This is a genomic window from Sphingopyxis sp. C-1, assembly GCF_001047015.1.
Classification (GTDB): Bacteria; Pseudomonadota; Alphaproteobacteria; order Sphingomonadales; family Sphingomonadaceae; genus Sphingopyxis.
Map to the genome: position 1 here is coordinate 1,089,667 of NZ_BBRO01000001.1, position 26,076 is coordinate 1,115,742.

Below are 26,076 nucleotides of genomic sequence, written 5' to 3' on the forward strand. Positions count from 1 at the left end.
GCCGCCGAGGTGTCGCAGATCGTCGGTAAGATGATCGTTGACGTAGGGATACCGGTATCGGGGACGCAACTTCGCGTTGGTTCCGATACAGGCTAACCCAGTTGCTCCTCGGCGGTCGGCTGTGGTCGCTGTTCGAGGTCTAAGTCGAAGGAAGGGCTAGCAATTCGATCGCCGTTGGCTGGAGCCAGTGGCGCGCGCGATGCGGCGGTGGACTGAGAAACTGAGGCCTGCCCCTCACCCGGCTGATCGAGGGGAGGACAGCAACTCGACTAATTCGTCAATCGGCCGGATTAGTTCGAATACGTGGATGCCGCGAGCGCGCACGACATAACGCCAGTAGTGCTTTTGCGGATCCTCACCGACATATCGCTCCAGAAGCTTCAGGACGCGTCGCTTCGAGACTTTATCCTGAGCCGCAACGCTGCGGACGATTTCCATCTTTCCGGTCTCGCCGCCATGATGGATGGTCAGCGCCAGCGTTTGAAGGATTTCATTATCTGGCGTTTTATAATCCAGTACGTCGTCGGCTCCGCCGTCGTAGCCATCGGTTTCGTGGACGGACGTTAACCGCTGGATGTACGTGAGTTCGGGATCGGGGGAGTAGGCGTAAGCGAGCTTGTCCGGGACGTTCCCGCGCCGCTTCTTATTAGTCAATTGAGCAATGCGATTTCCGTCCCTGCCATCTTGGACGTCGATCACATAGGCGCAGTCGAGGTCATCAATGATGTCGCTAACGCCAGCAAAGACGTTCTTGCCGTTCGCGTCGGTATGCTTGTTGGTGTGCGCCAGAGCGAGCAGCGCGCCGCCTGCGAGAACGAAGCGACGGATGACTTCCGTAAACCCGCTGGTTTCGCTCTTGCTCATCGGCTGCGTGAATTTCTTGAAGGTGTCGAGGATTATGAGTTTCCCGTGAGCGGTTTCCTCTTGGATCATTTCTTCGATCGCGGGTGTGAGCAGCCGGGCCTTGAAGCCCTGATAACCTTCCGCAACGACGTGGACGCCGTATTCATCCAGGACGCGCACTTTGTCCGCAACACCTTGTGTCGTGTCGTCGGCATCCACGTAGAAGACATCGCTGCCTGCTATGCGTCCAGCCTCGATCGCCTCGATCAACATGGCCAGTGTGATTAGGGTCTTGCCCGCATTGGGCGGTGCGCACAGCACGGTCCCCTGACCGGTCAGGCAGAATGAACCGAGCAAGGGTTTCTGTTCGATGGCCATTTCTTCGAGCTTGGCCGCTTGTCCCTTCAACGTGAATCTAAGAAGGGGGTTTTTCTTTTTGAGAGACGGCACCGGTCTTTTGGCGCTGGGATCGCTCATACATTTCTCCATCGTATACCGTTATGACCGATTGGCCCAAGCGGCCGAGAGAAAGTCGTAGAGAGGAGGTCGCACACGCAAAGTTCAGGCCCGGTCCGACCGCCGCGTGAGTGGATAGTGACCGCGCCGCCGATCAGTGGTCGTCCGATCGACGGCGCAGATTCTCAGAATTCAGCTCGCCGGTGCCTCGCGCGACACCGCACAATCGAGCCCTCAGTCAAATTTGGTCCGCAGCTTAACGATCAGATTGTAGACCCCATCCTTGTCTGCCGCCCAAAGGCTGACATTTGGATTTTTGCCTTCGAACTGATCGATAACAAACTCGGTGATTTCCCAGTCGTAGGGACAACCCCGAATGTCGAAGAAATCCCGGATGCTATCTTTGTCTTGGTGTCCGCGACCTATCAGGGCGGCCAAGACAACGGGAAGCGATTCAAACTCAAGATCCCTTAAGTCCATTATGACATCGGGTTCAAATTCGATAGCGCCCGATGCAGCAGGCAAGCGTCGCTGCACGTAATCGATGTAGTTTTTGCGCATGTGTTACACCTAATTTTCGAGACTGACGCTCGAAGCCAAACGATCAGAGATCGATATGCGCTGGGGGCTAATGCCGTAGGTGTTGTCAAAAGTGCAGGTCGCAGAAGCGAGCCGATAGACAGCGCGACATCGAAGGTGGGAGTGGCAGTGCCGGGCTTCAAGCCCTCGGGCATAGCGTCTACACATTCCCAATATCTGCAATGCGCATGACGCGCGCTGCGTATATACGAAAAGGGCCGCATAGCGGCGGCCCCTTTAGATGCGGTCGAGTCCGGCAATCGGAGATTACGTGCAGAAGGCTTTCAGCATACCGATGAGTTCGGGGTCCATGCCGTCGGCAGCCTGAACAAACAGGACGACCGCGTAGCCGTCATCTGAAAGGACGAAGACAGTCTCCCAACAGACGCCTTCATGGACCAAGACCCATTCCCATTGCGGAATACCGCAGTCCGGGTCCGGCCGAATGGGCCAACGGATGACAGCTTCGATAGCGTCGATCGTGTCACCGGGTTCGACGATGACAAAGTGGGCCATCTCTGAGAATGGCAGATCTTCGCCTAGGATCGCGCGGCGACGGCGGATCAGATCCAGCAGGTCGGGATGGTAATTTTGCTGCAGTGCGGACGCGATGGATGCGTCGTCAGTCATGGAAATCATGTCGGTCTCCTGAAATGCAAAAAAGGCCCCGAGATTTCTCTCGGAGCCCTTGGGTTGATGTTGCTGTTGTGGATTCTAGTCGAAGGTCGCCGCTACCTTCACGTCCGGCATTCCGGCGATCCGCAGCGGTATGGCGAAGTAGCTTTCGACATTGGTTTTGGCCTGCCGCTTCGCCGCGTTGAGCAGTCCGGGGTGTTGCGCCTGCGCCACCATCGCGCGGCGGGCATTCGCGTAGTTGGCTTTCCTCAGCGCCTCGACCTGTTCGTCACTGAAAGTCAGTACGCCGCCGTTGATCGTGGTCGCGTTCTCCGGTTGGAAGGCGATGTCGCCCAACGTCACCTTCGGCAGCTTCACCGTCACCAGCTTGGCCTTTTCGTTATAGCTGACGTCGGCGAGGCTGAGATCGGACAGGTCGAGGTAGTAGGACACCACGGCCGGGACGCTGAGTTCCTGTTCACCGCCGAACAGCCAAAGCACAGTTCGCCCAGCCTGAACTTTGGCCGTGCCCTTGTAGCTGAACACCAGCAGCCTGTTTTCCTCGCGCAAACTTTCGACGGTCGTGGCGAGAACCTTGTTGGTGTCGAGGGTGAACAGGCCGGTTTGCTTTGCTTCGGTATCGAGAGGCTGTTTCGGCGCGACTGCATACCCGACGCCCAGCGCGGCGACATGGGTGGCGGCGAGAAGGCCTATTGCCCTCCCACTCATTGATATAGACGCTCTATATCGGCAATCCGCTGATAATATTCTGTGGAAAAAACGGGAGGCGGCGGCGGCCAGTCGGCCCAGTTCGTCGGGCACGACGGCTCCGTGACCGTAATGTCATTATATTGCGCGTCGAGGCCCGTCCGTGGTTGGCAGGTGCTATGATACCAAAGCTCACGTCCTGCACATTCTTTGGCCACAGCTTTCTGCCTTCCGCGCCCCTTCACAACGGAGGCAATATACTGGCGGCGGCTCAGTGCTGTTTGATCGTGCATCGGCTTGCAAATGTGGAGGCCTATCATCGCACCGGCCATTGCCTCCCGTCCCTGTTCCAGCTGCTTTTCATGCTGCAAATCCTTGTACGATTGTATCGCCCGGTCAGCGTGCCGAGCTGCTTCATCATAATTGGGCGTGGATTGTGCCAAGGCGGCCTCGGCAGTGACGATGACCACCACGCCGAGAATGATCGGCTTCCATTTTTTCATCACATTGTTCCTTTCATGGAGTTGGCCGCAAACGCGGCGCGTTGAGGCATCCACGTCCCGAACCAATTTATCGGAACGTCTCGCCGAGGCCAGTAAAAATGACACGATTGGTATACAGACGCGCTATGCGTCACCCGTCCACATCGGCGTATGGATGTGGTTCGGCTTCTCGGCGTCAATGTCCGGCACCAACGCAGGCTGAAGGGGATGACCCAAGAGCAGTTAGCGGCGGCGGCGGAAATGGAACGCAGCTATGTCAGCGACCTTGAAAGAGGTAGGCGGAATCCGTCTGTTGCTGCGCTTGGCAGGATTGCAGATGCGCTCGGGATCGAGCCACATATCCTGCTAGTCAGAACCGACCCATCATTGATTTAAATCAGCCTGCATCCTGTTCCTATATAAGGTGGGTGATTTTGCGCGTTCACTGAATGACCAGTTTTTTCTACTTCTCTAAGACTGGCTATCGGCGCGATCAGGCTCTACGCATTCGTCGAAGGGCGGGCATCAATGATCGATAAGAAGACTCTTAGCGAACGCGACATTTGCACGAAGTTTATTACACCCGCCGTCAAAAAGGCTGGCTGGGATGAAATGACCCAGATCAGGGAAGAGGTTAGCTTCACAAAAGGTCGCATCATCGTTCGCGGCAAGATGGTCAGCCGTGGTCAAGGCAAGCGTGCTGACTACGTGCTCTATTACAAGCCCAATATCCCGCTCGCGCTGATCGAGGCCAAAGACAACACCCAGCCCATAGGCGCGGGTATGCAGCAAGCGTTGGAATACGCCGAAACCCTAGAAATTCCCTTTGTGTTCGCGTCGAATGGTGATGGTTTCATTTTCCATGACCGCACCGGCACAGGCGATACGCGCGAAATCACACTGACCCTTGATACATTCCCGTCACCTGGTGAGCTCTGGCAGCGATATGCCGTGTGGAAGGGCCTGACGCCGGAAGGCGAGGAGATTGTTCTCGAAGATTATTATGACGACGGCAGCGGTAAGCAGCCGCGCTATTATCAGGTCAATGCCGTCAACGCGGCCATGGAAGCGATCGCTACCGGTCGGAACCGGATATTGCTGGTCATGGCGACTGGCACCGGCAAGACTTACACCGCATTCCAGATCATATGGCGGTTGTGGAAGGGCGGGCACAAGAAGCGCATCCTGTTCCTCGCTGATCGTAACGTGCTGGTAGATCAGACCATGGTCAATGACTTTCGACCGTTTGGCCCGGCTATGGCGAAGCTATCTGCCAACGCGAAAACCATCGAACGCGATGACGGCACCAGCATCGACCTGACAATCGCGATGGACAAGAAGCGGCGTGTCGATACGGCCTATGAGATTTACCTTGGCCTTTATCAGGCAATCACCGGGCCAGAGGAACGGCAGAAGCTGTTCAAGGAGTTCTCACCGGGCTTCTTCGACCTCATCGTGATTGACGAATGCCACCGGGGAAGCGCTGCTGAAGACAGCGCATGGCGAGAAATCCTCGAGCATTTCTCCGAGGCCACGCAGATCGGCTTGACCGCGACACCCAAGGAAACTCGCTACGCGTCCAACATCCATTACTTCGGCGAACCAGTTTACAGCTACACCCTGAAACAAGGTATCGGCGACGGCTTCCTCGCGCCCTACAAGGTCATCAAGGTCCATGTTGACCGCGACATTCAGGGCTATCGGCCCGAAAAGGGCCAGCTTGATCGCGAAGGCAATGAGGTCGAGGATCGCATTTACAACACGCACGATTTCGACCGGACGCTGGTGCTGGATGACCGGACTAAGCTCGTGGCGCGCAAAGTCACGGAATTCCTGAAAGAAAGCGGCGACCGTTACCAGAAGACCATCGTGTTCTGCGTCGATCAGGAGCACGCGGCACGTATGCGGCAGGCTTTGATCAATGAGAACGCCGACCTCGTGGCGGAGAATTCTCGCTATGTCATGCGGATCACCGGCAACGATCCTGAGGGTCAGGCGCAGCTCGGAAATTTCATCGACCCCGAAAGCCGTTACCCGGTGTTGGTCACGACATCACGGCTGCTGTCGACCGGCGTTGATGCGCAGACATGCCGGCTGATCGTCTTGGACCGCGATGTTGGGTCGATGACCGAGTTTAAGCAGATCGTTGGGCGGGGCACCCGCGTGCATGAGGATAGCCGCAAGTTTTTCTTCACACTGATGGATTTCCGAGGGGCGACAAACCATTTCGCCGACCCGGACTTCGATGGCAAACCCGAGCAGATTTACGAGCCGGGCGCGGATGATCCTGTCACGCCCCCCGATGATGGTGATTATATCCGCGACGATGACACCGACGGTGGCGATGCTCCCGGCGATGTTGAAACGATCATCGACGGCGGCGATAATCCTGACATCACCATCACTAATGGTGACGGCAAGAGCGGCAAGGTCTATGTCGATGGCGTGGCCGTGCAGATCGTGGCTGAGCGCGTGGAATATCTTGACGAGAACGGCAAGCTGGTCACCGAGAGCCTGCGAGACTTCACAAAAAAGGCGCTGCGCAGGCACTTCGCCAGCTTGGACGAATTCCTGAACCGTTGGAATGGTGCCGAACGCAAACAGGCGTTGATCGATGAATTATCGGCCGAAGGCCTAGCGCTCGATGTCATCGCTGATGAAATGGGCAAAGACCTCGATCCGTTCGACCTCATTTGCCACGTTGCGTTTGACCGCAAGCCGCTGACCCGGCGCGAACGTGCGGAAAATGTGCAGAAACGCGATGTGTTCGTCAAATATGGTGAGCAGGCCCGCGCAGTGCTGCGCGCGCTGCTCGACAAGTATGCCGACGAGGGGATGCTCAATCTTGACGATACCAACGTGCTGCGTATCCCCCCGCTGAACACGCTCGGAACCCCGGTCGAACTCATCAAGGCTTTCGGCGGCAAGACCGGGTTCGAAGATGCCGTCCACGCCTTGCAATACGAACTTTATCAGGAAGTTGCTTAATCAATGTCGGTTCGCACTCTCGTCAAATCCGTTCAAGACATTATGCGCAAGGACAGCGGCGTCGACGGTGACGCCCAGCGCATCAGTCAGCTTTGCTGGCTTTTCTTCCTGAAGATCATCGACGATCAGGATCAGGAACTGGAACTGATGCGCGACGGCTATCGGTCGCCTGTGCCTGAACAATTCCAATGGCGCCATTGGGCGGCCGATCCCGAAGGGCTGACTGGCGAAGCGCTGCTCGCTTTCGTCAACGAAGATTTGTTTCCGGCGATGAAGGGCTTGAAGCCCACTGGCCTGCCCGGAGATCGCCGCCGTGTCGTGCGCGACGTGTTCGAGGACGCCTACAACTACATGAAATCTGGCCAGTTGCTGCGGCAGGTGGTCAACAAGATCAACGACATCGATTTCAATAACCTGTCCGAGCGTCAGCACTTCGGCGACGTTTACGAACAATTGCTCAATGACCTGCAATCTGCGGGGAACGCGGGGGAATATTACACCCCCCGGGCAGTCACCGCGTTCATGGTAGGCCGCATCGACCCCAAGCCCGGCGAGATTATCTTCGATCCCTCCTGCGGCACAGGTGGCTTCCTCACCTGCGCGATGAAGCATATGCGCGACCGATATGTAAAGCGACCCGAGGATGAGGCGCTCATGCAAGCGTCACTCCGCGCCGTGGAAAAGAAACCGCTGCCGCACATGCTCTGCGTCACTAATATGCTGCTGCACGGCGTGGAAGACCCCAGCTTCGTCCGCCATGATAATACGCTTGCCCGGCCCTATATCTCTTGGGAGCAAAAGGACCGCGTCGATGTCATTCTCACCAATCCGCCGTTCGGTGGCAAGGAAGAGGACGGCATCGAAAGCAACTTTCCCCAGCATTTCCGTACGCGCGAGACGGCGGACCTGTTCCTGGCCCTGTTCATCCGCCTGCTGCGCAAGGGCGGCGTGGCCGCCATCGTTTTGCCAGATGGCAGCTTGTTTGGCGAAGGCGTGAAGACCCGGCTGAAGGAGGCGCTGCTCGAAGAATGCAACCTACACACCATCGTCCGTCTGCCTAACTCCGTGTTCAAGCCCTACGCCTCCATCGGCACCAACCTGCTGTTTTTTGAAAAGGGCGAGCCGACCAAGGACATCTGGTTCTACGAACATCAGGTGCCAGCGGGGCAGAAGGCCTATTCGATGACCAAGCCCATCCGGCAGGAGCATTTCGCCTCTTGCGTAGAATGGTGGGGCGGCGCGGAACGCAAGGATCGCGAGGTAGGCCCGCAAGCATGGAAAGTCAGTGCCGTTGAGGTGAAGGCGCGCGGCTATAACCTCGATTTCAAGAACCCGCACAGAGAGGAAGCCGACCACGGCGATCCAGCCGAGTTGCTGGTGGCACTAAATCAGACCGAAGCAAAGACGACGGACTTGCGCGACCAGCTCAAGGCAATTCTGGCCGAGGCGCTGGCACGATGAACCCTGCGCTATTGCTGGAACACTACGAGCGCTTCGCCGACGCGCCGGATGCCATAGCGCGCTTGCGTCGGTTAGTGCTGGACCTAGCCGTGCGCGGAAACGTGGTGGAGCAGGATGCTGGGGATGAACCTGCATCTGTACTGTTGAAGCGGGTTGCTGCGGGAAAGGCTCGCCTGCTTGATGAGGGGAAGGCGAGCAGGTCGCTCGGCAAAAGCCTTAATGCACCACCGCATGAAGTAGATGCACGAGTGGGATGGGTGAAAGTCGAAGCTGCTGAACTTTTTCCAACGCGGAGCGGCAATTCAAAGCTCATCAAAGGCAAGCTTCACGCGGAGCCGGGCGAGAGCCGATTCCCCGGCTACTCGGCTGCGGGGCAGGATGTTTGGCTGGACCATTGGGAGCACGAAGGAACGGCAATCATCCTTTCTGCGGTGGGCGCGAGGTGCGGAAAAGCCTTTCTCGCGCAAGGCCGGTGGAGCGCCGTAGCGAATACTCACATCGTTTGGCTGATGCCGGAAATCACCGTGCCAGCATTCGCTATGCTGCATCTCAACAATGAAGACTTCTGGGTGCGAAATGGCGGGGCGCAACCTTTCGTGAAGGTGCGCGAGACGCTTGGCCGAACATTTTGCCTTCCCCCGCTCGCAGAGCAGCGCCGCATCGTCGCCAAGGTCGATGAGTTGATGGCCCTGTGCGATCAGCTTGAGGCGGCGCGGGCAGAGCGTGAGGCGGCGCGGGACAGGTTCACGCTGTCCACCTTGGCCAAACTCAACACCCCCGATCCCGAAACCTTCGGCCAAGACGCCCGCTTCGCGCTGGCCAACCTCGCCCCACTCACCACCCGCCCCGACCAAATCAAGCAACTGCGCCAAACCATCCTCAACCTCGGCGTGCGCGGCAAACTGATGGAGCAGGATGCGGCGGATGAACCTGCTGCAAAATTGTTCCAGCGGTTGCAGTCTGAGAAGGCACGTCTGGCAAAAGCTGGCATCATTCCTCGCCCCAAGGAAAGTGCCCGTGATCTGGACTTTTTGGCCGAGGCGTTGCCTGCTGCATGGCTCCCCATCGCGTTGGGGGATGTCTGCAACCTTGTCACCAGCGGTTCGCGCGGCTGGGGTGAATATTACGCCGAAAGCGGCCCCGGCTTCATCCGCGCCCAGAACATTCGATTTGGGGAAATGCGGCTCGATGGGCTTGCTTGCGTCAATCCGCCTGCCAAGTCAGAAGGCGCTCGCACTCAAGTTGCGAAAGGCGACCTCCTTATCGTTATCACGGGCGCAGGCGTTACTAACCCGGCGCTGCTGGATGTCGATCTTGGCGAAGCATACGTCAGTCAGCACGTTGGACTTGTCCGGCCATGCGATACAGGGCTGTCGCCGTGGTTGTTGCTCTGCCTGATGGCAGATGCTGGCGGGCGGTCAGAACTGACCATGCGGGCATATGGAGCCGGTAAGCCCGGCCTGAACTTGGACAACATCCGGTCTTTGTCGGTTCCGCTGCCGCCCCTTGCCGAACAGCACCGCATCGTCGCCAAAGTCGATGCGCTGATGGCACTGTGCGACCAACTCGAAGCCAGCATAACCACGGGCGAACACATCCGCTCCCGCTTGCTGGAAGCCGTCCTCCACAACGCCTTGGAGCCTGTCTGACCATGCCAGTCCGCCGCCGTGGCAACAAACTTGAACGCTGGGAAATCGCCCTGATCAAGGCCATGGTAGCGGACGGGCGATGGCCGAACGATCAGGACATTCTCGCCTATTTCACGCGGCCGACGCGCTCGATCAATCACCGCGCTATCAGCGAAATCCGTAGCAATGCCAAACACGCGGCCATAAAGGCAACGACCGCCGACGAGCTTGAAGCGTTCATCGCATCGTGGCCGGAGGTGGACCCGGAAACAGGCCTCAGCCTGCGTGGCGACGAACTGCTGATCAAGGCGCGAGAAGCGATGATCAGCGCCGTCCATACCTTCAACAGTGCGGGCCTGACCTTCCGCGCCGAACTGTTCATCGTCACCGCCGTGATCGCGTGGACTTACCTGATGCACGCTTGGTTCAAGCGCGAAGGGATCGACTATCGTCACACCAAGAACGTGAATGGCGAAAAGATCGTGATAAAAACACCGAGCGGTGCCGAAAAATATTGGGAATTGGGCCAGTGCCTAAAACATGCCCGCTCACCGATCGAGCAAGGGGCGAAGGACAACCTGAACCTGCTGCTGGAAATCCGGCACGAAATCGAACATCGCTCGACCAGCAGGATTGATGATGCGCTGAGCGCGAAGCTGCAAGCCTGCTGCATCAACTTTAATGATGCCATCAAGAGCATGTTCGGCGCGCAATATGCGTTGGAACGCCGCCTGCCCATCGCGCTGCAATTCGTGACCTTCAGCCCGGATCAGCGCGCGATCCTGAAAAAGGCGGGCACGCTGCCCCGACACGTCGAAACTACCATGGACAATTTCGAGCAGAAATTGACGGCGGAGCAGCAGGCAGACCCTCGGTTCGCCTTCCGGGTATTCATGGTCCACAAGACCGCCAACCGTGCGCCCGGTGCTGATCTTGCCGTGGAAATCGTGCCGCCGGGATCGGACGTCGACCAGAAATTCAACATGGCGCTGAAAGAGGTGGAGAAGAAGAAGTATCTCCCCGCCGCCATTGTGAAGGCCATGAAGGACGAGGGCTTTGATCGCTTCACCATGGATAGTCACACCAAACTGTGGAAGCGCCTTGGCGCTAAAGACCCTGCCAAGAGCTACGGCGCGATCGCTGTGGGCAATCAGTGGTGCTGGTATGAAACTTGGCTCAATCGAGTGCGTGAGGAATGCGAGCAGCGACCCGACGTTTATCGATCGATACTGCCACTGGCCGATTAGACCCTTCAATCCCGGCCGCGATTGAGAAACTCCTACCTCGGGTCGGGGCCGTTCTGAACGCGGCTCTGGATTGGGTAAGTCTGTTTTCCTTACCCAAAGCCACCCAAACGGGACCCAAAGAAACTCCCACGCGGATGCCACTTTGGCCGCATGTCTGGGGTTTGCCTTCTGGAAGTAGTGGTGCCGCTTACAGGACTCGAACCTGTGACCCCATCATTACGAATGATGTGCTCTACCAACTGAGCTAAAGCGGCAACGAGGGGCGCCACTAGCAGCGCCTTGGGACGAACACAAGCATCCTTGCGCAGGATTCGGCGTTCCTTTTCGACACCGACGCTGCGGGGGCGGGCCAAAGCCTAATCCTGACCCAGCGGCAGTTCGGTCGTCGCCTTGATTTCGGATAGCGCCACCGTCGAGTTGATTTCCTGCACCCCCGGCAATTTGCTCAACTGATCGAAGAAAAACCGTTCATAGGCGTCGATGTCCCTTGCGACGATGCGCAGCATGAAATCGGTCGTCCCCATCAGCACATAGGCGTCGAGCACCTCGGGGAACCCACGGAGCGCCGCGCTGAACTCGTCGAGGTTGGCGCGGCCATGCGCGTTGAGCTTCACCTGCGCGAAAACATGCGCGTTGAGGCCGACCTTGCGCCGGTCGATGATCGCGACACGCTTCCTGATGAAGCCCTCGCGCTCAAGCCGGTCGATGCGGCGCCAGCATGGCGAGACCGACAGGCCGACGCGTTCGGCGATCTCGGCCGTCGTTTGATTCGCGTCGCGCTGCAATTCGCGGAGAATCTTTATCTCAAATGGATCAAGATCGGTCATTTTGACCTCATATCGTCAATTTTTGGATCACGATATGCAAAAATGAGCGTCGGCGGCCGATAATCGAGCAAGATTGTCCAAGGCGAAAATGCGACAACTCGCCTTCAATCAAAGGAGGGTTTTTACATGGTTGTCCGTCTTGCCCGTTTGGCGCCGCCGCTCGAATGCGTGCGCCTCTATGATCTCGAAGCGGGGCTCGACGGGTTCATTGCGATTCACTCGACCGCATTGGGTCCGGGGGCAGGGGGCTGCCGCCTGTGGTCCTACCCCGACATGAAACAGGCGCTGGGCGATGCCGTACGGCTCGCCGAGGGCATGAGTTACAAAAATGCTCTCGCCGGGTTGCCGCTCGGCGGAGCGAAGGCAGTCCTGCGGCGTCCCGAAGGCGAGTTCGATCGCGTCGCCTTGTTCCGCGCCTTCGGCCGCGCGGTCGAAAATATGGGCGGCACATATGTCACCGCCGAGGATGTCGGCACTTCGGTCGAGGATATGCAGGAAGTCGCGTCGGTCTCGCGCCATGTCGCGGGACTGCCCGCGGTCGCCGGGCGTGCGGGCGGCGATCCGTCGCCGTGGACTGCGAGAGGAGTGTTCGAATCGATGCAGGTGGCCGCCGAGTTCGCACTGGGCCGCGATCTCGCGGGACTGACCGTTGCAGTGCAGGGCACCGGCAATGTCGGTGCCGACCTCTGCCGCCGCCTCGCCGATGCAGGCGCTCGGCTGATTATCGCCGACGTAAATCCGGCGCGCCGCGACCGGTTGCAGGCAGTCCATGGTGCCGAGGTGGTCGATGTGGCGGACATCGCCGCGGTCGATGCCGACATCTTCGCGCCCTGCGCGCTCGGCGGCGCGCTCGATCGCGAGACGGCCGGCAAGCTCAAGGCAAAGCTCGTTTGCGGCGCCGCGAACAACCAGCTTGCGACGCCCGATGTCGCGGCGCTGCTGCTTGATCGCGGGATCGTCTATGCGCCCGACTATGTCGTCAACGCGGGCGGGATCATCAATGTGTCGGCCGAATATCTTGGCGAGGATGAACGGGACGTGGAACTGCGCGTCGCACAGATCGCACCGCGCGTTGGTGCGCTGCTCGAACGCGCGGCGCGCGAAGGCCGCTCGCCCGCGCTGGTCGCCGACGAGATGGCCGAAGAGGTGATCGCGGGCGCGCAGCGCGAGGCGGCCTGATGCATCGCTTCCACGTCGATGCGATCCTCGACCCGCAATCGCTTCCGCGCGTCGCCAATTATTTCGCGCAGCGGTCGATCACACCCTGCGCGATGACGATGCAGGTTTTGCCGACGCATATGCGGATCGAGGTCACGGTTGTGGGGCTCGCGCCGTTGCAGGCGTCGATCATTGCCGCGAAGCTTGGCCAGGTGGTCGCGGTGATCGGGTCCGAACTTGACGATCTTGGGGCGGAGTTGGTGGCGGCCGCCTGATGGCGGCCCGTAGCGAACGGAGCCAAGCTCAGCTACGGGCCGCAACAGTATCTCTACTGCTTTGGTAGAGTGACATCGGACTGATTGTTTGGCTAGACTGCTGCCGTTCGAAACAGCGCAGCAACCACTCGATTCATCGTCCGAAATGACCGTTCAGCCGACACGAAAAAATGGCCTTATCATCCGCCATGTTCCCCACGAGGGACCGCGGGATATGCGCTCGACCGGATCGACGTGAGTGATGCCGGCTTTGGCGCGGTCGATCTGACCGAGCCCGATCTGCTCATCATGATGGGCGGCCCGATGGGTGTGTATGAGGGCGATACGCATCCGTGGATCGCATGCCAGCTCCGCCGCCTCGCCCGGCGGATCGATGCCGGCCGGCCGACGCTTGGCGTATGTTTCGGCGCGCAAATGATCGCGGCGGCGATGGGCGCAAATGTCTATCCGGGACCGGCGAAGGAGGTCGGCTTCCACTCGCTCAGCTTCGTCGACCTGTCTTCACCTTTGCGCCATTTGGCCGAGGTGCCCGTCCTCCACTGGCACGGCGACACTTTTGATCTGCCCGCCGATGTCGAACTGCTGGCGTCGACCGCCGCTTATCCGCATCAGGCATTTCGCCGCGGCAACAATATTCTGGCGCTGCAATTTCACGGGGAAATGGGGTTCGATCCGCGTTTCGAGGAATGGCTGCGGCAATGGCCCGACGCGATCGTCGAAACGGGTGCGAGCGTCGAGGGAATGCGCGATCAGCATAGCCGGTTCGGCCCTGGCGCGGTCGATGCAGGCCGCGCAATGATCGCCGAATGGCTCGCTGGCCTGTCCTGATCCGCAGCTTTTCTTTCGCGATCGCAATCAAGCACCCGCTTGCCTCGCGCGCACCCGCGTGCAAGTGGCGCCCCACGGGCGGCGGCAGGAGACGAAGGCGATGCAGTTCGACGTGGTGATTGTGGGCGCGGGCCATGGCGGCGCGCAGGTGGCGGTGATGCTGCGCACGCAAAAGTTTGAGGGCAGCATCGCGATCATCGGCGAGGAGCCCGAACTCCCATATGAACGTCCACCCCTGTCGAAAGAATATTTCGCCGGCGAAAAGGAATTCGAACGCATCCAACTGCGTCCCGCCAAATATTGGGACGAACGCCAGGTGACGATGCTGCTTGGCAAGCGCGTCGCGGGCGTCGATCCGGCGGCGCACACCGTCACGACCGACGGCGGCGAGACGATCGGCTATGGCAAGCTCGTCTGGGCCACGGGTGGGCATCCGCGCATGCTGCCGATCCCCGGCGGTGACCTTCCCGGCGTCCAGGGCGTGCGTACGCGCGCCGACGCCGACGCGATGAAAGCCGCATCCGAAACCGCCGGACAGATCGTCGTGATCGGTGGCGGCTATATCGGGCTCGAGGCTGCCGCGGTGCTCAACAAGGCGGGCAAGAAGGTCGTGCTTCTCGAGGCGCAGAACCGCGTGCTCGCGCGTGTCGCGGGTGAAGAGCTGTCGCGCTTTTACGAGAAGGAGCACCGCGATCATGGCGTCGAGCTGCATCTAGGCGTTTGCGTCGATGCGATCGAGGGCGACGATCATGTGACGGGCGTCCGTCTCTCGGACGGCGAGGTCATTCCCGCCGATCTCGTCATCGTCGGCATCGGCATCGTGCCTGCGGTCGAGCCGCTGATCGCGGCGGGGGCCGATTGCGCTAACGGCGTGCGCGTCGACCGCCTGTGCAAGACGAGCCTGCCCGACGTCTATGCGATCGGCGACTGCGCATCGCATGTGAACGAATTTGCTGAGGGCGCTGAAATCCGGTTAGAATCGGTGCAGAATGCCAATGACCAGGCGAATGTCGTCGCCAAGGGCATCGTCGGTGACGAGGCGCCCTATCATGCGATCCCCTGGTTCTGGTCGAACCAGTATGACCTGAAGCTCCAGACCGCCGGCCTGTCGACCGGGCACGATCAGGCGGTGCTGCGCGGCGATCCGGCGACGCGCAGCTTCTCGGTCGTCTACCTCAAGGCCGGGAAGGTCATCGCGCTCGACTGCGTCAACGCGACGAAGGACTATGTGCAGGGCCGCATGATCGTCACGGCGGGTCTTCGTGCGACGGCCGAGCAGCTTGCCGATACCGAAACGCCGCTGAAGACGCTGCTTCCCGCCTGATCGCTACCAGCGGATCGTCACACCGACCGTGCCGCCATAGCGCCGGCTTCGCGGGCCGTCGGCATCGAAGGCGTAATCGCCCTTCACATGCACCGCGATGCGCTGGCCAAGTTGCGCGATCAGGCCGGCCCCAACCTCGGCCTCTGTCCGCCCAAGGTCGGTGCGGATCGGATCGGTGCCGAAGCGCGTCGACTGGTCGCCCGAAAAGCCGTGCCACAGGCTGGCGTGCAGATACGGCTGCAAGCCCCCATATTCTCCCTGCAGCCGTAAACCGGCGCGCCCGGTCAGCACGTCGCCCGTCGCGAAATCGATCGCGGAAAATTCGTCGGCGCGATCGTCCAGCTTGATCTGCTGCCACAGAATCTGCGCCTGCGGCTCGATCGTCCAGTGGGCCGAGAGAGCGATCGGATATCCGGCTTCGAGCGATGCGGTCCAGCCGCGGCCATCGACGTCGATGGCCATGCCGGAACTGGCGGCTGCTTTGCCATCGAACCAACTGTGCATCGCCACCAAATCGAGATACCAGCCGCTTTCGCCGACCAGTGTCGCGTAGCCGGCCAGGCTGGTGGCTTTGACGTCGATCTGGCCGACGGTGAGGTCGTTCCAGCCAAGCGCATCGCCACGGACGGTGCCGTCGGTTGATGAGCGGCCGACGAAAGCGCCGAGGCGGATGTTCGTTCCGCCATCCTCGCCCCAGCCTGCAAAATCCTGCCCGATCTGGAAGCCTGAGAGGTCGCCGTCGAGCGAAGGCGCGACGTCACCAGCCCATTTTAGCTTGCTGTTCTCGGCAAAGACGCGGCCCCATGTCGCGGGTAGCACCCCGCCGCCGCGCAGCAACGCCTGCTCGCCGCGGCGTTCATGGAAGGTGCCGAGTGTTGCCGACACCAGATGATGCGCGACGGGAACGGCCGCAACAAAGGCGGCAACCTCGGGCCGGAACAGCGGTATGACATCGCCGGCCTCGGCAACGGCAGGCGTCGCCCCCGGCGTCGGTGGTTCGGCCGCCGGATCGGGGGTGGGCGGGGGAAGCGGGGCCGGTTCGGTCGGCGGCTCAGGGGGCGGCGCCGGCGCCGCTGGCTCGGGCGCATGGGGTGGTTCGGGCGTGGGTGCCGGCGGTGGGTCGGTGCCGATCACCGGCGGCGCGGGATCGACCGGATCGGGGTTGCCCGGCGTCGCTTCGGGCGGCGGCGGGGGAGGGTCGGGTACCGGGGGCGGTGGCGGTGCCGGCGGTTCGGGCGGCGCTGGCTCGGGGGCCGGGACGGGCGGCGGCGGGGTCAGCACCGGAGGCGCGGGCGCAGGTTCGGGCGGCGGCGGTGCTGCTGGCGCCGGCGGGGGCGGTAAGGTCGATCGTAGATACCAATTCTGACCCGTTCCGGCGGTGGTGCCGCCGCGGAACAGGAAATATTCATAAGCGCCGACCGCAACGCGGCGATTGAGTGCAAAGGCGCCGCTCGCGGTCGTCGCACCGTTGATCGCCTCAACGACCAGAATGCCGTTCTGCATCGTCGCGGCGCCACTGCCGCCCACGTTAAGCACCGTGACGCCAGTGGTTCCGGACGCATTGCCGCCGTCGATCACCAGCTTGTCGGAGACCGAGCTATCGCTTCCGAGCGCGGTGTCGATGAGCAGCAGTCCATGATCGCCGACATAATCGCCGCGGACGGTGAAGCTGTCTCCCGGCGCATTGCCGCCGTTCGTTAGGTCGATCCGCCCCGCGTTGACGAGGGTCGCGTGTTGGCCCGCGGTGAAGGGAGCAACGCCGCCGCGAAGGCCGCCGCCGAAAATCGTGCTCGATGCGTCGATCTCTAAACGGCCCGTGCCCGTCCCTGCATCGCCGAGAGTCAGAAACCCGTCGAAGGTCAGTTCGCTGTCGTCGGTCGCGCGGATGACTTCCCAACCGTCGAAACGTGCGATCCCGCCCGTAGTGACATTGTCGAAGACGAGCGTGTCGCTGCCTTCGCCGCCGGTGATCCGCGGCGACCGGCCTAGATGCCCGGCTGTCAGGTCGGCGAGCAGTGCGCTATCATTGTCGCCGCCGAGGTCGATCGTCCCGTGGACCACGCCGCCGCCATCCCAGACGAAGCGGTCGGCGCCGACGCTCAACAGCACGTCGCCGCCGACCGATCCGCCGGTGATCGTCACGTTGTCCGTCCCGCCCGACACGCTGATATTACCGCCGATCGTTCCGCCCGACAGGATGATCGTGTCATTCCCGAAACCCGCGACCAGATTGCGGTCGATAATCCCGCCGGACATGTCGAACAGATTGTCGGCGAGCTTCATGTTGACGCGCCCGATTCGGCCTCCTGTCATTCGCGCCGTATCCCCATCGTCGAACGCGTCGACGATGCGCCCGCCGGTCATCAGGAATGTGTCCATCGACCCGCCCTGGTTGAGCGTGTTGATCTCGCCGCCCGTCATGACGAAATCGTCGATGCCTTCGCCTTGCTGGACCTGTCCGGTGACCGTCCCGCCGCTGATCCGGAAACGGTCGTCTCCATTGCCCTGATCGACTGCGCCTTCGATGCGGCCCGAGGCTATCTCGATCGCATCGGCCCCGCCGCCAAAGACGATATTGCCGGCGACCGTACCGGTCCCCGCGGCCGGGAGAGTGAGTTGGTTGTTTCCGCCGGTATCGGTCAGCCCGCCGGGCGACGTCCCGCTGCTACAGATATGGCTGTCGTTGCCTGCGGTAGGTGTGAACACGCACTGGGCACGGGCGGGGGCGGCTTGTCCGAGCGCGAGGAACGCGACCGACGACAAAAGAACGGGATTCGAGGTAATTTTCAAGGGCACAGAACATCCCTTTCAGGTCGACAGCCCCCTTTCCCGGAAAACTATAAAGTGAATGTTGCCAAATTGTTAAGCATCGAAAGTAATCGACGGATCGTCGCCCAATGCGCGCTTGAGCGTTGCCTTGATGTTACGCAGCAGTCGGCGCAGCGCGATGATGACGATGACAGCGGCCACCGCGAGCAGGATGGCGATAACGATGGCTAGCGGCGGATAGGCAATCGCGAGCGCCAGCAGGCCGCCCGTTGCGACATCTTCGCCGGTCGAAACCGCGGCGTTGCTGAACGGTTCGGGGCTCACGTTTACGACAGCGCGCGTCGTCGCCTTTGCCCCGTGGCTCAACAAGGCACCGCCGCCGCCGAGCAGGAAGGCAACGACTTGCCATGCGGGATCCGATGAATCGACGAGCGCCAGCGCGAGAAGCGCACCGCCAAGTGGGCGGATGATGCTGTGGATCGTATCCCAGACGGAATCGACCCACGCGATCTTGTCGGCGAGGAATTCGGCGATGGTGCCGATCGCGGCGACGCCGAGGACCCACGGATTGGCGAGCACCTGTAAGGCGGCGAGATGCTCGGGTAGCGGCAGCCAGCCGAAATGCATCGCGATCCCGGTCGCCAATATGGTGAGGTAGAGCCGCCAGCCGGCAAGGAGGCTCAGACTCCCCGCGACGCCCAAAATCTCGACGATGCCCAATGTCCTGCTCCCCGTCCCGGATCCGCTGGTCGTGCGTCATCTTGCACCCGTCGGCGCGTGCCCGCAATGCCGGGATGACAAGGGGGTTCGGCGCGGTTATCGCTTGCTGCATGATCGATACGCCCCCGAACCCGCTGCCTGAAACCTTGCCCGATGGCGCCATTCCGGCGGCGACGCTGGTCATCATGCGGCCGGCTGAAGGCGGGGGTCCCGACGAGATATTGATGGTAAAGCGGTCGACCACGATGGCCTTTGCGGCCGGAGCGGTCGTGTTCCCCGGCGGCCGCGTCGACCCCGACGATTATCGGGTAGCGCGTCTCTATGGGCTGGGCCTCGACGAGGCCGACGGTGCAGCGCGGGTCGCGGCGCTGCGCGAGACGCTGGAGGAAACGGGGCTTGCGGTCGGTTGGCCGGGGCTGGCCGAGGAGGATGTGGCGGAGGTGAGGCAGGCGCTGCTCGCCGGAACGCTGCTTTCGGACATATTGGCGGCTCGGGGTGACCGAATCGCATTGGAATCCTTTGTGCCTTTTGCGCGGTGGTGCCCCAATTTCAAAGAGGCGCGGACCTTCGACACTCGCTTCTTCGCTGTTGCAGCGCCGCAACACAATCATGAACTGACGGTCGAAGAGGCCGAGCATAGTCATATCTTCTGGGCGAGCGCGAAGGATACGCTGGCGATGGCCGATCGCGGCGACGTGTCAGTGATCTTCCCGACCCGCCGCAATCTTGAACGGCTCGCTCTGGCTAGGGATTTTTCCGGATTTTCGGCGCATTCCTGCCAGTTTCCGGTGGAACTTATCACGCCATGGATCGAGGAACGCGACGGGCGCACCCTCCTCTGCATTCCGGACCATCTTGGCTATCCCGTCACGAGCGAATCCTTCGACCGCGTGCGGCGCGGGTAAATCGGGTAGTTCGCAACAACTTTTTCCATATTTATTATTTACTAACATTTGCTGGGGTAGGGCAAAACGTCGTTGCAATTGCAGAGTGCGGTGCCTAAGAGGGCCCTGCAGAAGCAGATCGGGGAACTCTCTCCGGTGTGATTCGACAAGAGTAATCCAGTGGACGGAGAATAAGATGAACCTGCTTAAGAAAGCCGCGATCTCTCTCGCAGCTACCTCGATGATTGCGGCACCGGTTGCCGCGTCGGCTGCTCCCGCAGTACGCGCAGCTTCGGCCGTTGACGGTCAGAGCGAACTCGAAGGCAGCACGAGCTGGATCATCGCAGTCCTCGCTCTCGTTGCCGTCGTTGGTGGCATCATCATCGCGTCGGACAACGACGACGATTCGCCGACCAGCCCGTAATATCGGCTGATCTGGCTAGCCAGAGTTTCGCAAAGGGCTCCGAGCTTCGCTCGGGGCCCTTTGTTCGTTCGGGTCGGATGTTCGTTCGGGTCGGATGTTCGTTCGGGTCGGATTTTTGCCGAAGTCGTCGGGTCGTTGGCGATACCAATCAGGCCCCGCCAATCAGGCCCCGCCAATCGGGTTATGCCGATCACGGCATGGCGATCAGAGGCTGATGTTCCGATTTGCCCGTGACCGCGCAAGCGGTATGGCCTGCCGGGCCCTGATGCCGGCATTTGGGTCCACTGGGGCCAAGGTCAGCGTATAGCCCTTGTCACTGATTCCGGTCCCCGCGTCGGCGAGGACGGCACCCCATGGGTCGACAGCGATGCTGTGACCAAAAGTCTCCCGCCCGTCGGCATGCGAGCCGTTCTGGGCCGCCGCCAGCACGTGGCAGGCGGTTTCGATCGCTCTTGCACGCATAAGTACATGCCAATGTGCCTCGCCGGTCGATACGGTAAAGGCGGCGGGGATCACGATAATGGTGGCGCCACGGTCGACAAGCGCGCGATAAAGTTCGGGGAACCGCAGGTCGTAACAGACGCTGAGTCCCAACTGTCCGAGCGGGGTTTCAACGACGACGACGGTGCTGCCGCCTTCATAGGCTGCCGATTCTTGCCAGTTCTCGCCCGAAGGCAGCGTGACATCGAACATGTGAATTTTGTCGTAGCGCGCGCGGATGCTGCCGTCGGCGGCGATGACATGGCTGCGGTTGACGCGTCGTTCGTCCATGTCGGCGAGCAGGGGAATCGATCCCGTATGCAGCCATATCGCGTGCCTTTGCGCCATTGCCTGCAAGGCGGCGGGCCAGGGGCTGTCGGCCTCGCGCGCTATATGCACGCCTGACCGCGCACGGTCGCGGTCGAGCAGCAGCGACATTTCGGGCAGAAAGGCCATCGCCGCGCCCCGCGCCGCGGCTTCGCCCATTGCGCGATCGATCACCGCGAGATTGTCGTCGGGGTCGATGCCGCTTGTCATCTGGATCAGCGCGGCGAGCGGGGCAGCTTGTTCGTTCATCCTGTCTGGCTAGGCGTGTCGCAGTCTCAGGACAAGCCAGGTGACAGTTCAGTGGCCAGCAAGGTTCGAAGGCGATAAGATGGGCCAATGTCTTATTCTCCCGCGCGCCAGCCGCTTCGTTTCGCCCGTTCTCTCCTTCTCGCCGGTGCCGCCGCACTGCTTCTGACGCCGCTCGCTGCGGGCGCGCAGGGTAGCGCTTCGACGACGGCCGCGCAAAATCAGGCGAAGAACAGCGACTGGCTCTATGTCGGCAGCGACATACCGCGCGATACTGCCTGGCAGTTCGGCATGCTTCCCAACGGCGTACGCTATGCGGTGCGCAACAATGGAGTCCCGCCCGGGCAGGTCTCGATCCGTGTCCGCATGGACGTCGGCTCGATGTTCGAAACCGAGGACGAACGCGGCTATGCGCATCTGCTCGAGCATCTGACCTTCCGCGGATCGGAGCATATTCCCGACGGTGAAGCCAAGCGTATCTGGCAGCGGTTCGGCGTCACCTTCGGTAGCGATTCGAACGCTCAGACGACGCCGACGCAGACGGTGTATCAGCTTGACTTGCCTAGCGTAACGCCGGCCAATCTCGACGAAAGCATGAAATTGCTATCGGGCATGGTGCGTGAGCCGCGCATCTCCGAACTCGCCGTCGCTGCCGAGCGCGGCGTCGTAATGTCCGAACTACGCGAATCGGATGGGCCGCAAAAACGGATCGCCGACGCCACCAACGCGCATCTGTTCGCGGGGCAATTGCTCGGCGACCGCTCGCCCATCGGCACGACGGCTTCGCTGGGCAAGGCGAGCGCGACCTCGGTCGCCGCCTTCCACAATCGCTGGTATCGCCCCGACCGGGCGGTCGTGGTCATCGTCGGGGATGCCGATCCGGCGGTCCTCGCGGGATTAGTCGCGAAATATTACGGCGATTGGAAAGCCGACGGTCCGAACCCCGCCGCCCCCGATTTCGGCAAACCCGATCCAAAGGAGCCCGCAGCCCGCGAGATCGTCGAGGCCAACCAGCCGCTCGCGCTCACGCTGGCGATGGTGCGCCCCTGGAAAAAACGCGTCGATACGGTCGAAAATACGCGGCGGCTCTATCTCGAATTTATCGCGCAGGCGCTCGTCAACCGGCGGCTTGAAAACCGGGCGCGCAGCGGCGGCAGTTATCTGGTCGCGACGGTCGAGCAGCAATATGTCAGCCGCAGCGCCGATGTAACGATGGCCTCGATCGTCCCGCTCAGCGACTGGAAGGCCGCGCTTGCCGATGTGCGTGGGGTCATCGCCGACGCCGTGAAGAATCCGCCCTCGCAGGCCGATATCGACCGCGAAGCAAACGAGATTCAGGCGTTTCTGGTCAAGGAGCTGGAGAATGCGCGCAACGAGCCCGGCGCGCGGCTTGCCGACGACATGGTGCGCGCGGTCGATATCAACGAAACGGTGACCAGCCCGCAGGGACAGGTCGACATGTTCAAGGCGATCCGCGCCTCGGCAACGCCGAAGGTGATGCTCGATATCAGCAAGGCGATTTTTGCCGCGCCGGTCACCCGCGTCGTACTGACCACGCCAACCGCGGCGGGCGGCGATGCCGCTGTCCTTGCGGCGCTGAAGGCGCCCGTCACCGCGCGCGACGACCGGTTGGCGACCGTGAAGGCCGATTTTAAGCAGCTTCCCTCATTCGGTCCTGCGGGCGCGATCTCGTCGACCAGCAGCCTTCTCGGTCTGCGCGCCGAACGGCTCGAATTCGCCAATGGCGTGACGGCTTTGGTGTCGAATAACAAGGTCGAACCGGGCAAGGTTCGCGTCAATGTGCGCTTTGGTACCGGCAACCGCAGCGTCGCTGCCGACGCACCCAACCTCCTCTGGACCGGCGATTATGCGCTGGTCGCAAGCGGGATCGGCCCCTGGGGTCAGAACGAGATCGACCAGTTGACCAATGGCCGACAGATCCAGATGAACTTTGCGATCGACGACGATGCGTTCGAACTGTCGGCTGAAAGCAATCCCGCCGACCTTGCCGACCAGATGCGGCTGATCGCCGGTAAGCTGGCGCAGCCACGTTGGGATCCGCAGCCGATCGAACGGCTGCGCATCGGCTTCCTCACCGGCTATGACCTCAACGACGCGACGCCCAACGCGGTGCTCGACCGAAATTTGCGGGGCTGGCTGACGAACAATGATGCGCGCTGGGCGGCGCCCGACAAAGCGCAGATCGAGGCGCTGACCCCAGCGGCCTTCCGCGCCTTTTGGGAACCGCGGCTCGCCAGCGGACCGATCGAGATACAGATTTTCGGCGACCTCGAAACCGTCGATTACAAGAAGATCCTCGCTGAAACGCTCGGCGCGCTGGCGCCGCGTCAGACGCTGGCGCCGCCTGCTGGGCAGCGCGTCGACTTCGCCAAACATGTCGCCGTTCCCGAGGTTGCCTATCATCGCGGCGAACAGGGGCAGGCAGCGGCGATGACAGCATGGCCGACCAGCGGCGGCCTTGCCAATCCGCGCGATGCGCGCGGGCTCGAAGTGCTGGCGGCGATTTTCAACGACCGCCTCTTCGACCGCCTCCGCGCCGAACAGGGGGCAAGCTACGGCCCCGTGGTCGACAGCCATTGGCCGACGGGCTTCGATACCGGGGGCTATCTGCTCGTCGGCAGCCTGCTCGCGCCGAAGGACCTCGATCGCTTCTATGGCATCGCAAAGGATATCGCTGCCGATCTCGTGGCCAAACCGGTCACCGCCGACGAACTTTCGCGCAATGCCGGGCCGATCCGCGAACAGGTGGCGCGCGCATCGACGGGCAATGTCTATTGGATGTTCCTGCTCGAAGGCGCGACGCGCGACCCGCGTGTTACTGCGGCCGCGCTGTCGATGCAGGACGATATTTCGGCGGTTTCCGCAGCCGACGTGCAGCGGCTGGCCCAGCAATATCTGAACCCTGCGCGCCAATGGTCGCTGGCGATCCTGCCGAAGGGGATGACGCTGGCCGATGCGGCAGCGCTCGGCGCGGCACCGGCGGCGGGCGGGCGCTAGGCGGTTTCGCCGCCTGCAGGCGGCCGCCGTGTCCGTCGGATACGCGGCTCCTGCTCCAGCTTGCCTTTCGCCATGATGTCGTGGCGCATCTTGGCGCGGACGTCATGGATCGACGCGATCACCGGCCCCATCGCGACGCCGAGGTCGATCAGCACCGCTTCGGCAAGTTGCAGCGAGCTTTCGAGCGTTTCGGGCACGGCATCGCTCGCCCCCGCCTGATAGAGCGCGCCGGCATGGTCCGCGTCGCGCGCGCGGCTGATGATGGGCAGGTCGGGGTATTTCTGGCGAAGCTGGCGCGTCATACGTAGCTGCTGGACCGGATCGTCCATCGTCAGCACGATCGCCTGCGCATGTTCGATGTCCAGCTTGTCGAGGCTACCCGGCCGCGCAACGTCGGCGAAGCGGACGCTGAAGCCGTCGCGCCGCGCGGCTGCGACAGTATCGATATCCGCATCGACCGCCACATAGGGCCGGCCATGTTCGCGCAGCAACTCGGCGACGGTATGGCCGACGCGGCCGAAACCGACGATGACGGTGCGGCCTTCGGGCGTTTCCTCGGCCTGCGCGTCGCCGGTGCGCATTTCGATCCGCCGCGCGATGTCATGGCCGATGCGCGCGAGCAACGGTGTGATCGTCAGCCCGATCGCGGTGACGAGCTGCCAGAATTCGGCAGTACTGCGGCTGATGAGCTGTGCCTGCAATGCCGTCGTCAGCACGATCAGGGTTGTTTCCGACGGGCTGGCCATGAGCAGCCCGACCTCGGCGGCGGTCCCGCGCCGCGCGGCGCCCGAAAAACGCAGCAACGCGGCGGTCACGAACGCCTTGACGAGGACGACGCCGACGACCGCAATCGCCAGCGCGGACCATTGCTCGGCGATCGTCTTGAGGTTGAGCCCCATGCCCACGCTGATCAGGAACACCCCGAGCGCGAGCCCCTTGAACGGCGCGGTGATCGCCTCGACTTCGCCATGATATTCGGTCTCGGCGATCATCAGGCCCGCGAGCAGCGCGCCGACGATCGGGGACAGGCCGACCGCGGCGGTCGCCAGTGCGGCGACGATGACGACGAGCAGGCTGGCCGCAAGGAACAACTCGGGATCCTTGGCGCGCGCAGCTTGTGCGAAGATTTTCGGCAGCAGGAACCAGCCGCCGATCGCGAGCGCTGCCACGACGAGCGCCCCTTGCCAGAGCGTGGTCAGCAAAAGCTCGGCGCTGTCGCCCGACGCGGCCGGCGACAGGGCGGCGAGGACAAAGATGATCGGGACGAGCGCCAGATCCTCGAACAGCAGCATCGAAAAGGACGCGCGGCCGACGGCGGATTTGGTGCCCGCTATCGGTAACACCAGCGCCGTCGATGACAATGCCAGCGCGATGCCGAGCCCATAAGCGGCGGCGACCGAAAGATTGCCGGCGAAGAGCAACGCGGTGCCAAGGATCCCGCCCGCCAGCAACAGCTCTGCCGCGCCAATCCCGAACACAAGCTTGCGCAATTGCCAGAGGCGCCGGAACGATAGTTCGAGCCCGATCGAGAAGAGAAGCAGGATGATCCCGAACTCGCCGAACAGCGCGATATCTTCGGTCGAAGCGATCGTGATGTGCTTGAGCCAGGGATAATCGGCGGCGAGCGCGCCGAGCCCCGACGGCCCGACGAGCAACCCGACCAGAATGAAACCGATGACGGGCGGCAATCGAAAGCGCGCGAAGGCCGGGATCACGATGCCCGCGGCGCCGAGGACCACCAGCGCGTTGCCGATGGCAGAGGTTTCTGTTTCCGATACCATAAGGGCCG

21 protein-coding genes, 1 tRNA gene and 1 pseudogene are annotated in these 26,076 nt (G+C 61.7%); 12 read left to right on the forward strand and 11 right to left on the reverse strand.

What is annotated here, in order from left to right; all coding sequences use genetic code 11:
* Positions 1 to 234: 234 nt before the first annotated feature.
* The 5 genes from SC1_RS04980 to SC1_RS05000 all read right to left on the reverse strand — a co-directional run bounded on the left by SC1_RS04980 (position 235) and on the right by SC1_RS05000 (position 3,704).
* Positions 235 to 1,320: an AAA family ATPase gene (locus SC1_RS04980; protein WP_193749113.1), complete on the reverse strand. Its 1,086-nt coding sequence runs from the start codon at positions 1,318 to 1,320 to the stop codon at positions 235 to 237.
* A 213-nt stretch (positions 1,321 to 1,533) separates the two neighbouring features.
* Positions 1,534 to 1,860 carry a hypothetical protein gene (locus tag SC1_RS04985; protein WP_062178390.1) on the reverse strand — a complete coding sequence of 109 codons (327 nt, stop codon included), beginning with the start codon at positions 1,858 to 1,860 and terminating at the stop codon, positions 1,534 to 1,536.
* Positions 1,861 to 2,145: 285 nt separating this feature from the next.
* The gene (locus SC1_RS04990; RefSeq protein ID WP_062178392.1) at positions 2,146 to 2,517 is read right to left on the reverse strand and encodes a hypothetical protein; all 372 of its coding nucleotides are present in this window, start codon (positions 2,515 to 2,517) and stop codon (positions 2,146 to 2,148) included.
* A gap of 75 nt (positions 2,518 to 2,592) precedes the next feature.
* The gene (locus tag SC1_RS04995; protein ID WP_062178396.1) at positions 2,593 to 3,222 is read right to left on the reverse strand and encodes a DUF4230 domain-containing protein; all 630 of its coding nucleotides are present in this window, start codon (positions 3,220 to 3,222) and stop codon (positions 2,593 to 2,595) included.
* Positions 3,219 to 3,704 carry a hypothetical protein gene (locus tag SC1_RS05000; protein ID WP_062178399.1) on the reverse strand — a complete coding sequence of 162 codons (486 nt, stop codon included), beginning with the start codon at positions 3,702 to 3,704 and terminating at the stop codon, positions 3,219 to 3,221. The genes SC1_RS04995 and SC1_RS05000 overlap by 4 nt, the downstream gene beginning before the upstream one ends.
* A gap of 150 nt (positions 3,705 to 3,854) precedes the next feature.
* Between SC1_RS05000 and SC1_RS05005 the strand changes: the two genes are divergently transcribed.
* From SC1_RS05005 to SC1_RS05025, 5 genes are all read left to right on the forward strand, one after another.
* Positions 3,855 to 4,079, forward strand: a complete 225-nt coding sequence (locus tag SC1_RS05005; RefSeq protein ID WP_062178401.1) for a helix-turn-helix domain-containing protein — start codon at positions 3,855 to 3,857, stop codon at positions 4,077 to 4,079.
* A 132-nt stretch (positions 4,080 to 4,211) separates the two neighbouring features.
* Entirely contained in the window at positions 4,212 to 6,671 is a 2,460-nt protein-coding gene (hsdR, locus tag SC1_RS05010) for an EcoAI/FtnUII family type I restriction enzme subunit R (protein WP_238586579.1), read from the forward strand.
* 3 nt (positions 6,672 to 6,674) lie between these two features.
* Positions 6,675 to 8,132 (forward strand): class I SAM-dependent DNA methyltransferase, encoded by a 1,458-nt coding sequence (locus SC1_RS05015; protein WP_062178404.1) that lies wholly within the window; start codon positions 6,675 to 6,677, stop codon positions 8,130 to 8,132.
* Positions 8,129 to 9,781 carry a restriction endonuclease subunit S gene (locus SC1_RS05020; protein ID WP_062178407.1) on the forward strand — a complete coding sequence of 551 codons (1,653 nt, stop codon included), beginning with the start codon at positions 8,129 to 8,131 and terminating at the stop codon, positions 9,779 to 9,781. The genes SC1_RS05015 and SC1_RS05020 overlap by 4 nt, the downstream gene beginning before the upstream one ends.
* 2 nt (positions 9,782 to 9,783) lie before the next feature.
* A complete protein-coding gene (locus SC1_RS05025) occupies positions 9,784 to 11,007 on the forward strand; it encodes a DUF3644 domain-containing protein (protein WP_062178410.1) in 1,224 nt (407 codons plus the stop codon).
* 178 nt (positions 11,008 to 11,185) lie between these two features.
* Here the strand turns inward: SC1_RS05025 and SC1_RS05030 are convergent.
* Both SC1_RS05030 and SC1_RS05035 read right to left on the reverse strand, forming a co-directional pair.
* A tRNA-Thr gene (locus SC1_RS05030) sits at positions 11,186 to 11,261 on the reverse strand.
* Positions 11,262 to 11,363: 102 nt separating this feature from the next.
* A complete protein-coding gene (locus SC1_RS05035; protein ID WP_062178413.1) occupies positions 11,364 to 11,834 on the reverse strand; it encodes an Lrp/AsnC family transcriptional regulator in 471 nt (156 codons plus the stop codon).
* Positions 11,835 to 11,960: 126 nt separating this feature from the next.
* Here SC1_RS05035 and SC1_RS05040 point away from each other — a divergent pair, with 126 nt between their 5' ends.
* The 4 genes and pseudogenes from SC1_RS05040 (at position 11,961) to SC1_RS05055 (ending at position 15,419) form a co-directional block, all read left to right on the forward strand.
* Entirely contained in the window at positions 11,961 to 13,013 is a 1,053-nt protein-coding gene (locus SC1_RS05040) for a Glu/Leu/Phe/Val dehydrogenase dimerization domain-containing protein (RefSeq protein WP_062178416.1), read from the forward strand.
* Positions 13,013 to 13,267 (forward strand): hypothetical protein, encoded by a 255-nt coding sequence (locus tag SC1_RS05045; protein WP_062178419.1) that lies wholly within the window; start codon positions 13,013 to 13,015, stop codon positions 13,265 to 13,267. The genes SC1_RS05040 and SC1_RS05045 overlap by 1 nt, the downstream gene beginning before the upstream one ends.
* A 145-nt stretch (positions 13,268 to 13,412) precedes the next feature.
* A pseudogene (locus SC1_RS05050) lies at positions 13,413 to 14,095 on the forward strand (glutamine amidotransferase).
* 100 nt (positions 14,096 to 14,195) lie between these two features.
* Positions 14,196 to 15,419, forward strand: coding sequence for an NAD(P)/FAD-dependent oxidoreductase (locus SC1_RS05055; RefSeq protein WP_062178422.1), 1,224 nt, complete (start codon positions 14,196 to 14,198; stop codon positions 15,417 to 15,419).
* A 3-nt stretch (positions 15,420 to 15,422) separates the two neighbouring features.
* On the opposite strand, the gene SC1_RS05060 is transcribed toward SC1_RS05055, so the two are convergent.
* Together SC1_RS05060 and SC1_RS05065 are read right to left on the reverse strand one after the other, a co-directional pair.
* The gene (locus SC1_RS05060) at positions 15,423 to 18,209 is read right to left on the reverse strand and encodes an autotransporter outer membrane beta-barrel domain-containing protein (protein WP_202966783.1); all 2,787 of its coding nucleotides are present in this window, start codon (positions 18,207 to 18,209) and stop codon (positions 15,423 to 15,425) included.
* Between the two features lie 72 nt (positions 18,210 to 18,281).
* Positions 18,282 to 18,908, reverse strand: coding sequence for a DUF4126 domain-containing protein (locus tag SC1_RS05065; RefSeq protein WP_062178428.1), 627 nt, complete (start codon positions 18,906 to 18,908; stop codon positions 18,282 to 18,284).
* 110 nt (positions 18,909 to 19,018) lie between these two features.
* Here SC1_RS05065 and SC1_RS05070 point away from each other — a divergent pair, with 110 nt between their 5' ends.
* Both SC1_RS05070 and SC1_RS05075 read left to right on the forward strand, forming a co-directional pair.
* Positions 19,019 to 19,813 (forward strand): NUDIX domain-containing protein, encoded by a 795-nt coding sequence (locus tag SC1_RS05070; protein ID WP_062178431.1) that lies wholly within the window; start codon positions 19,019 to 19,021, stop codon positions 19,811 to 19,813.
* A gap of 175 nt (positions 19,814 to 19,988) precedes the next feature.
* Positions 19,989 to 20,216: a hypothetical protein gene (locus tag SC1_RS05075; protein WP_062178434.1), complete on the forward strand. Its 228-nt coding sequence runs from the start codon at positions 19,989 to 19,991 to the stop codon at positions 20,214 to 20,216.
* A gap of 204 nt (positions 20,217 to 20,420) precedes the next feature.
* Here SC1_RS05075 and SC1_RS05080 read toward each other — a convergent pair whose 3' ends face one another.
* Entirely contained in the window at positions 20,421 to 21,272 is an 852-nt protein-coding gene (locus SC1_RS05080) for a carbon-nitrogen hydrolase family protein (protein WP_062178438.1), read from the reverse strand.
* A gap of 87 nt (positions 21,273 to 21,359) precedes the next feature.
* Between SC1_RS05080 and SC1_RS05085 the strand changes: the two genes are divergently transcribed.
* Entirely contained in the window at positions 21,360 to 24,287 is a 2,928-nt protein-coding gene (locus tag SC1_RS05085) for a pitrilysin family protein (protein WP_083435689.1), read from the forward strand.
* Here the strand turns inward: SC1_RS05085 and SC1_RS05090 are convergent.
* Positions 24,284 to 26,068 carry a cation:proton antiporter gene (locus tag SC1_RS05090; protein ID WP_062178440.1) on the reverse strand — a complete coding sequence of 595 codons (1,785 nt, stop codon included), beginning with the start codon at positions 26,066 to 26,068 and terminating at the stop codon, positions 24,284 to 24,286. The genes SC1_RS05085 and SC1_RS05090 overlap by 4 nt on opposite strands.
* Positions 26,069 to 26,076 lie beyond the last annotated feature (8 nt).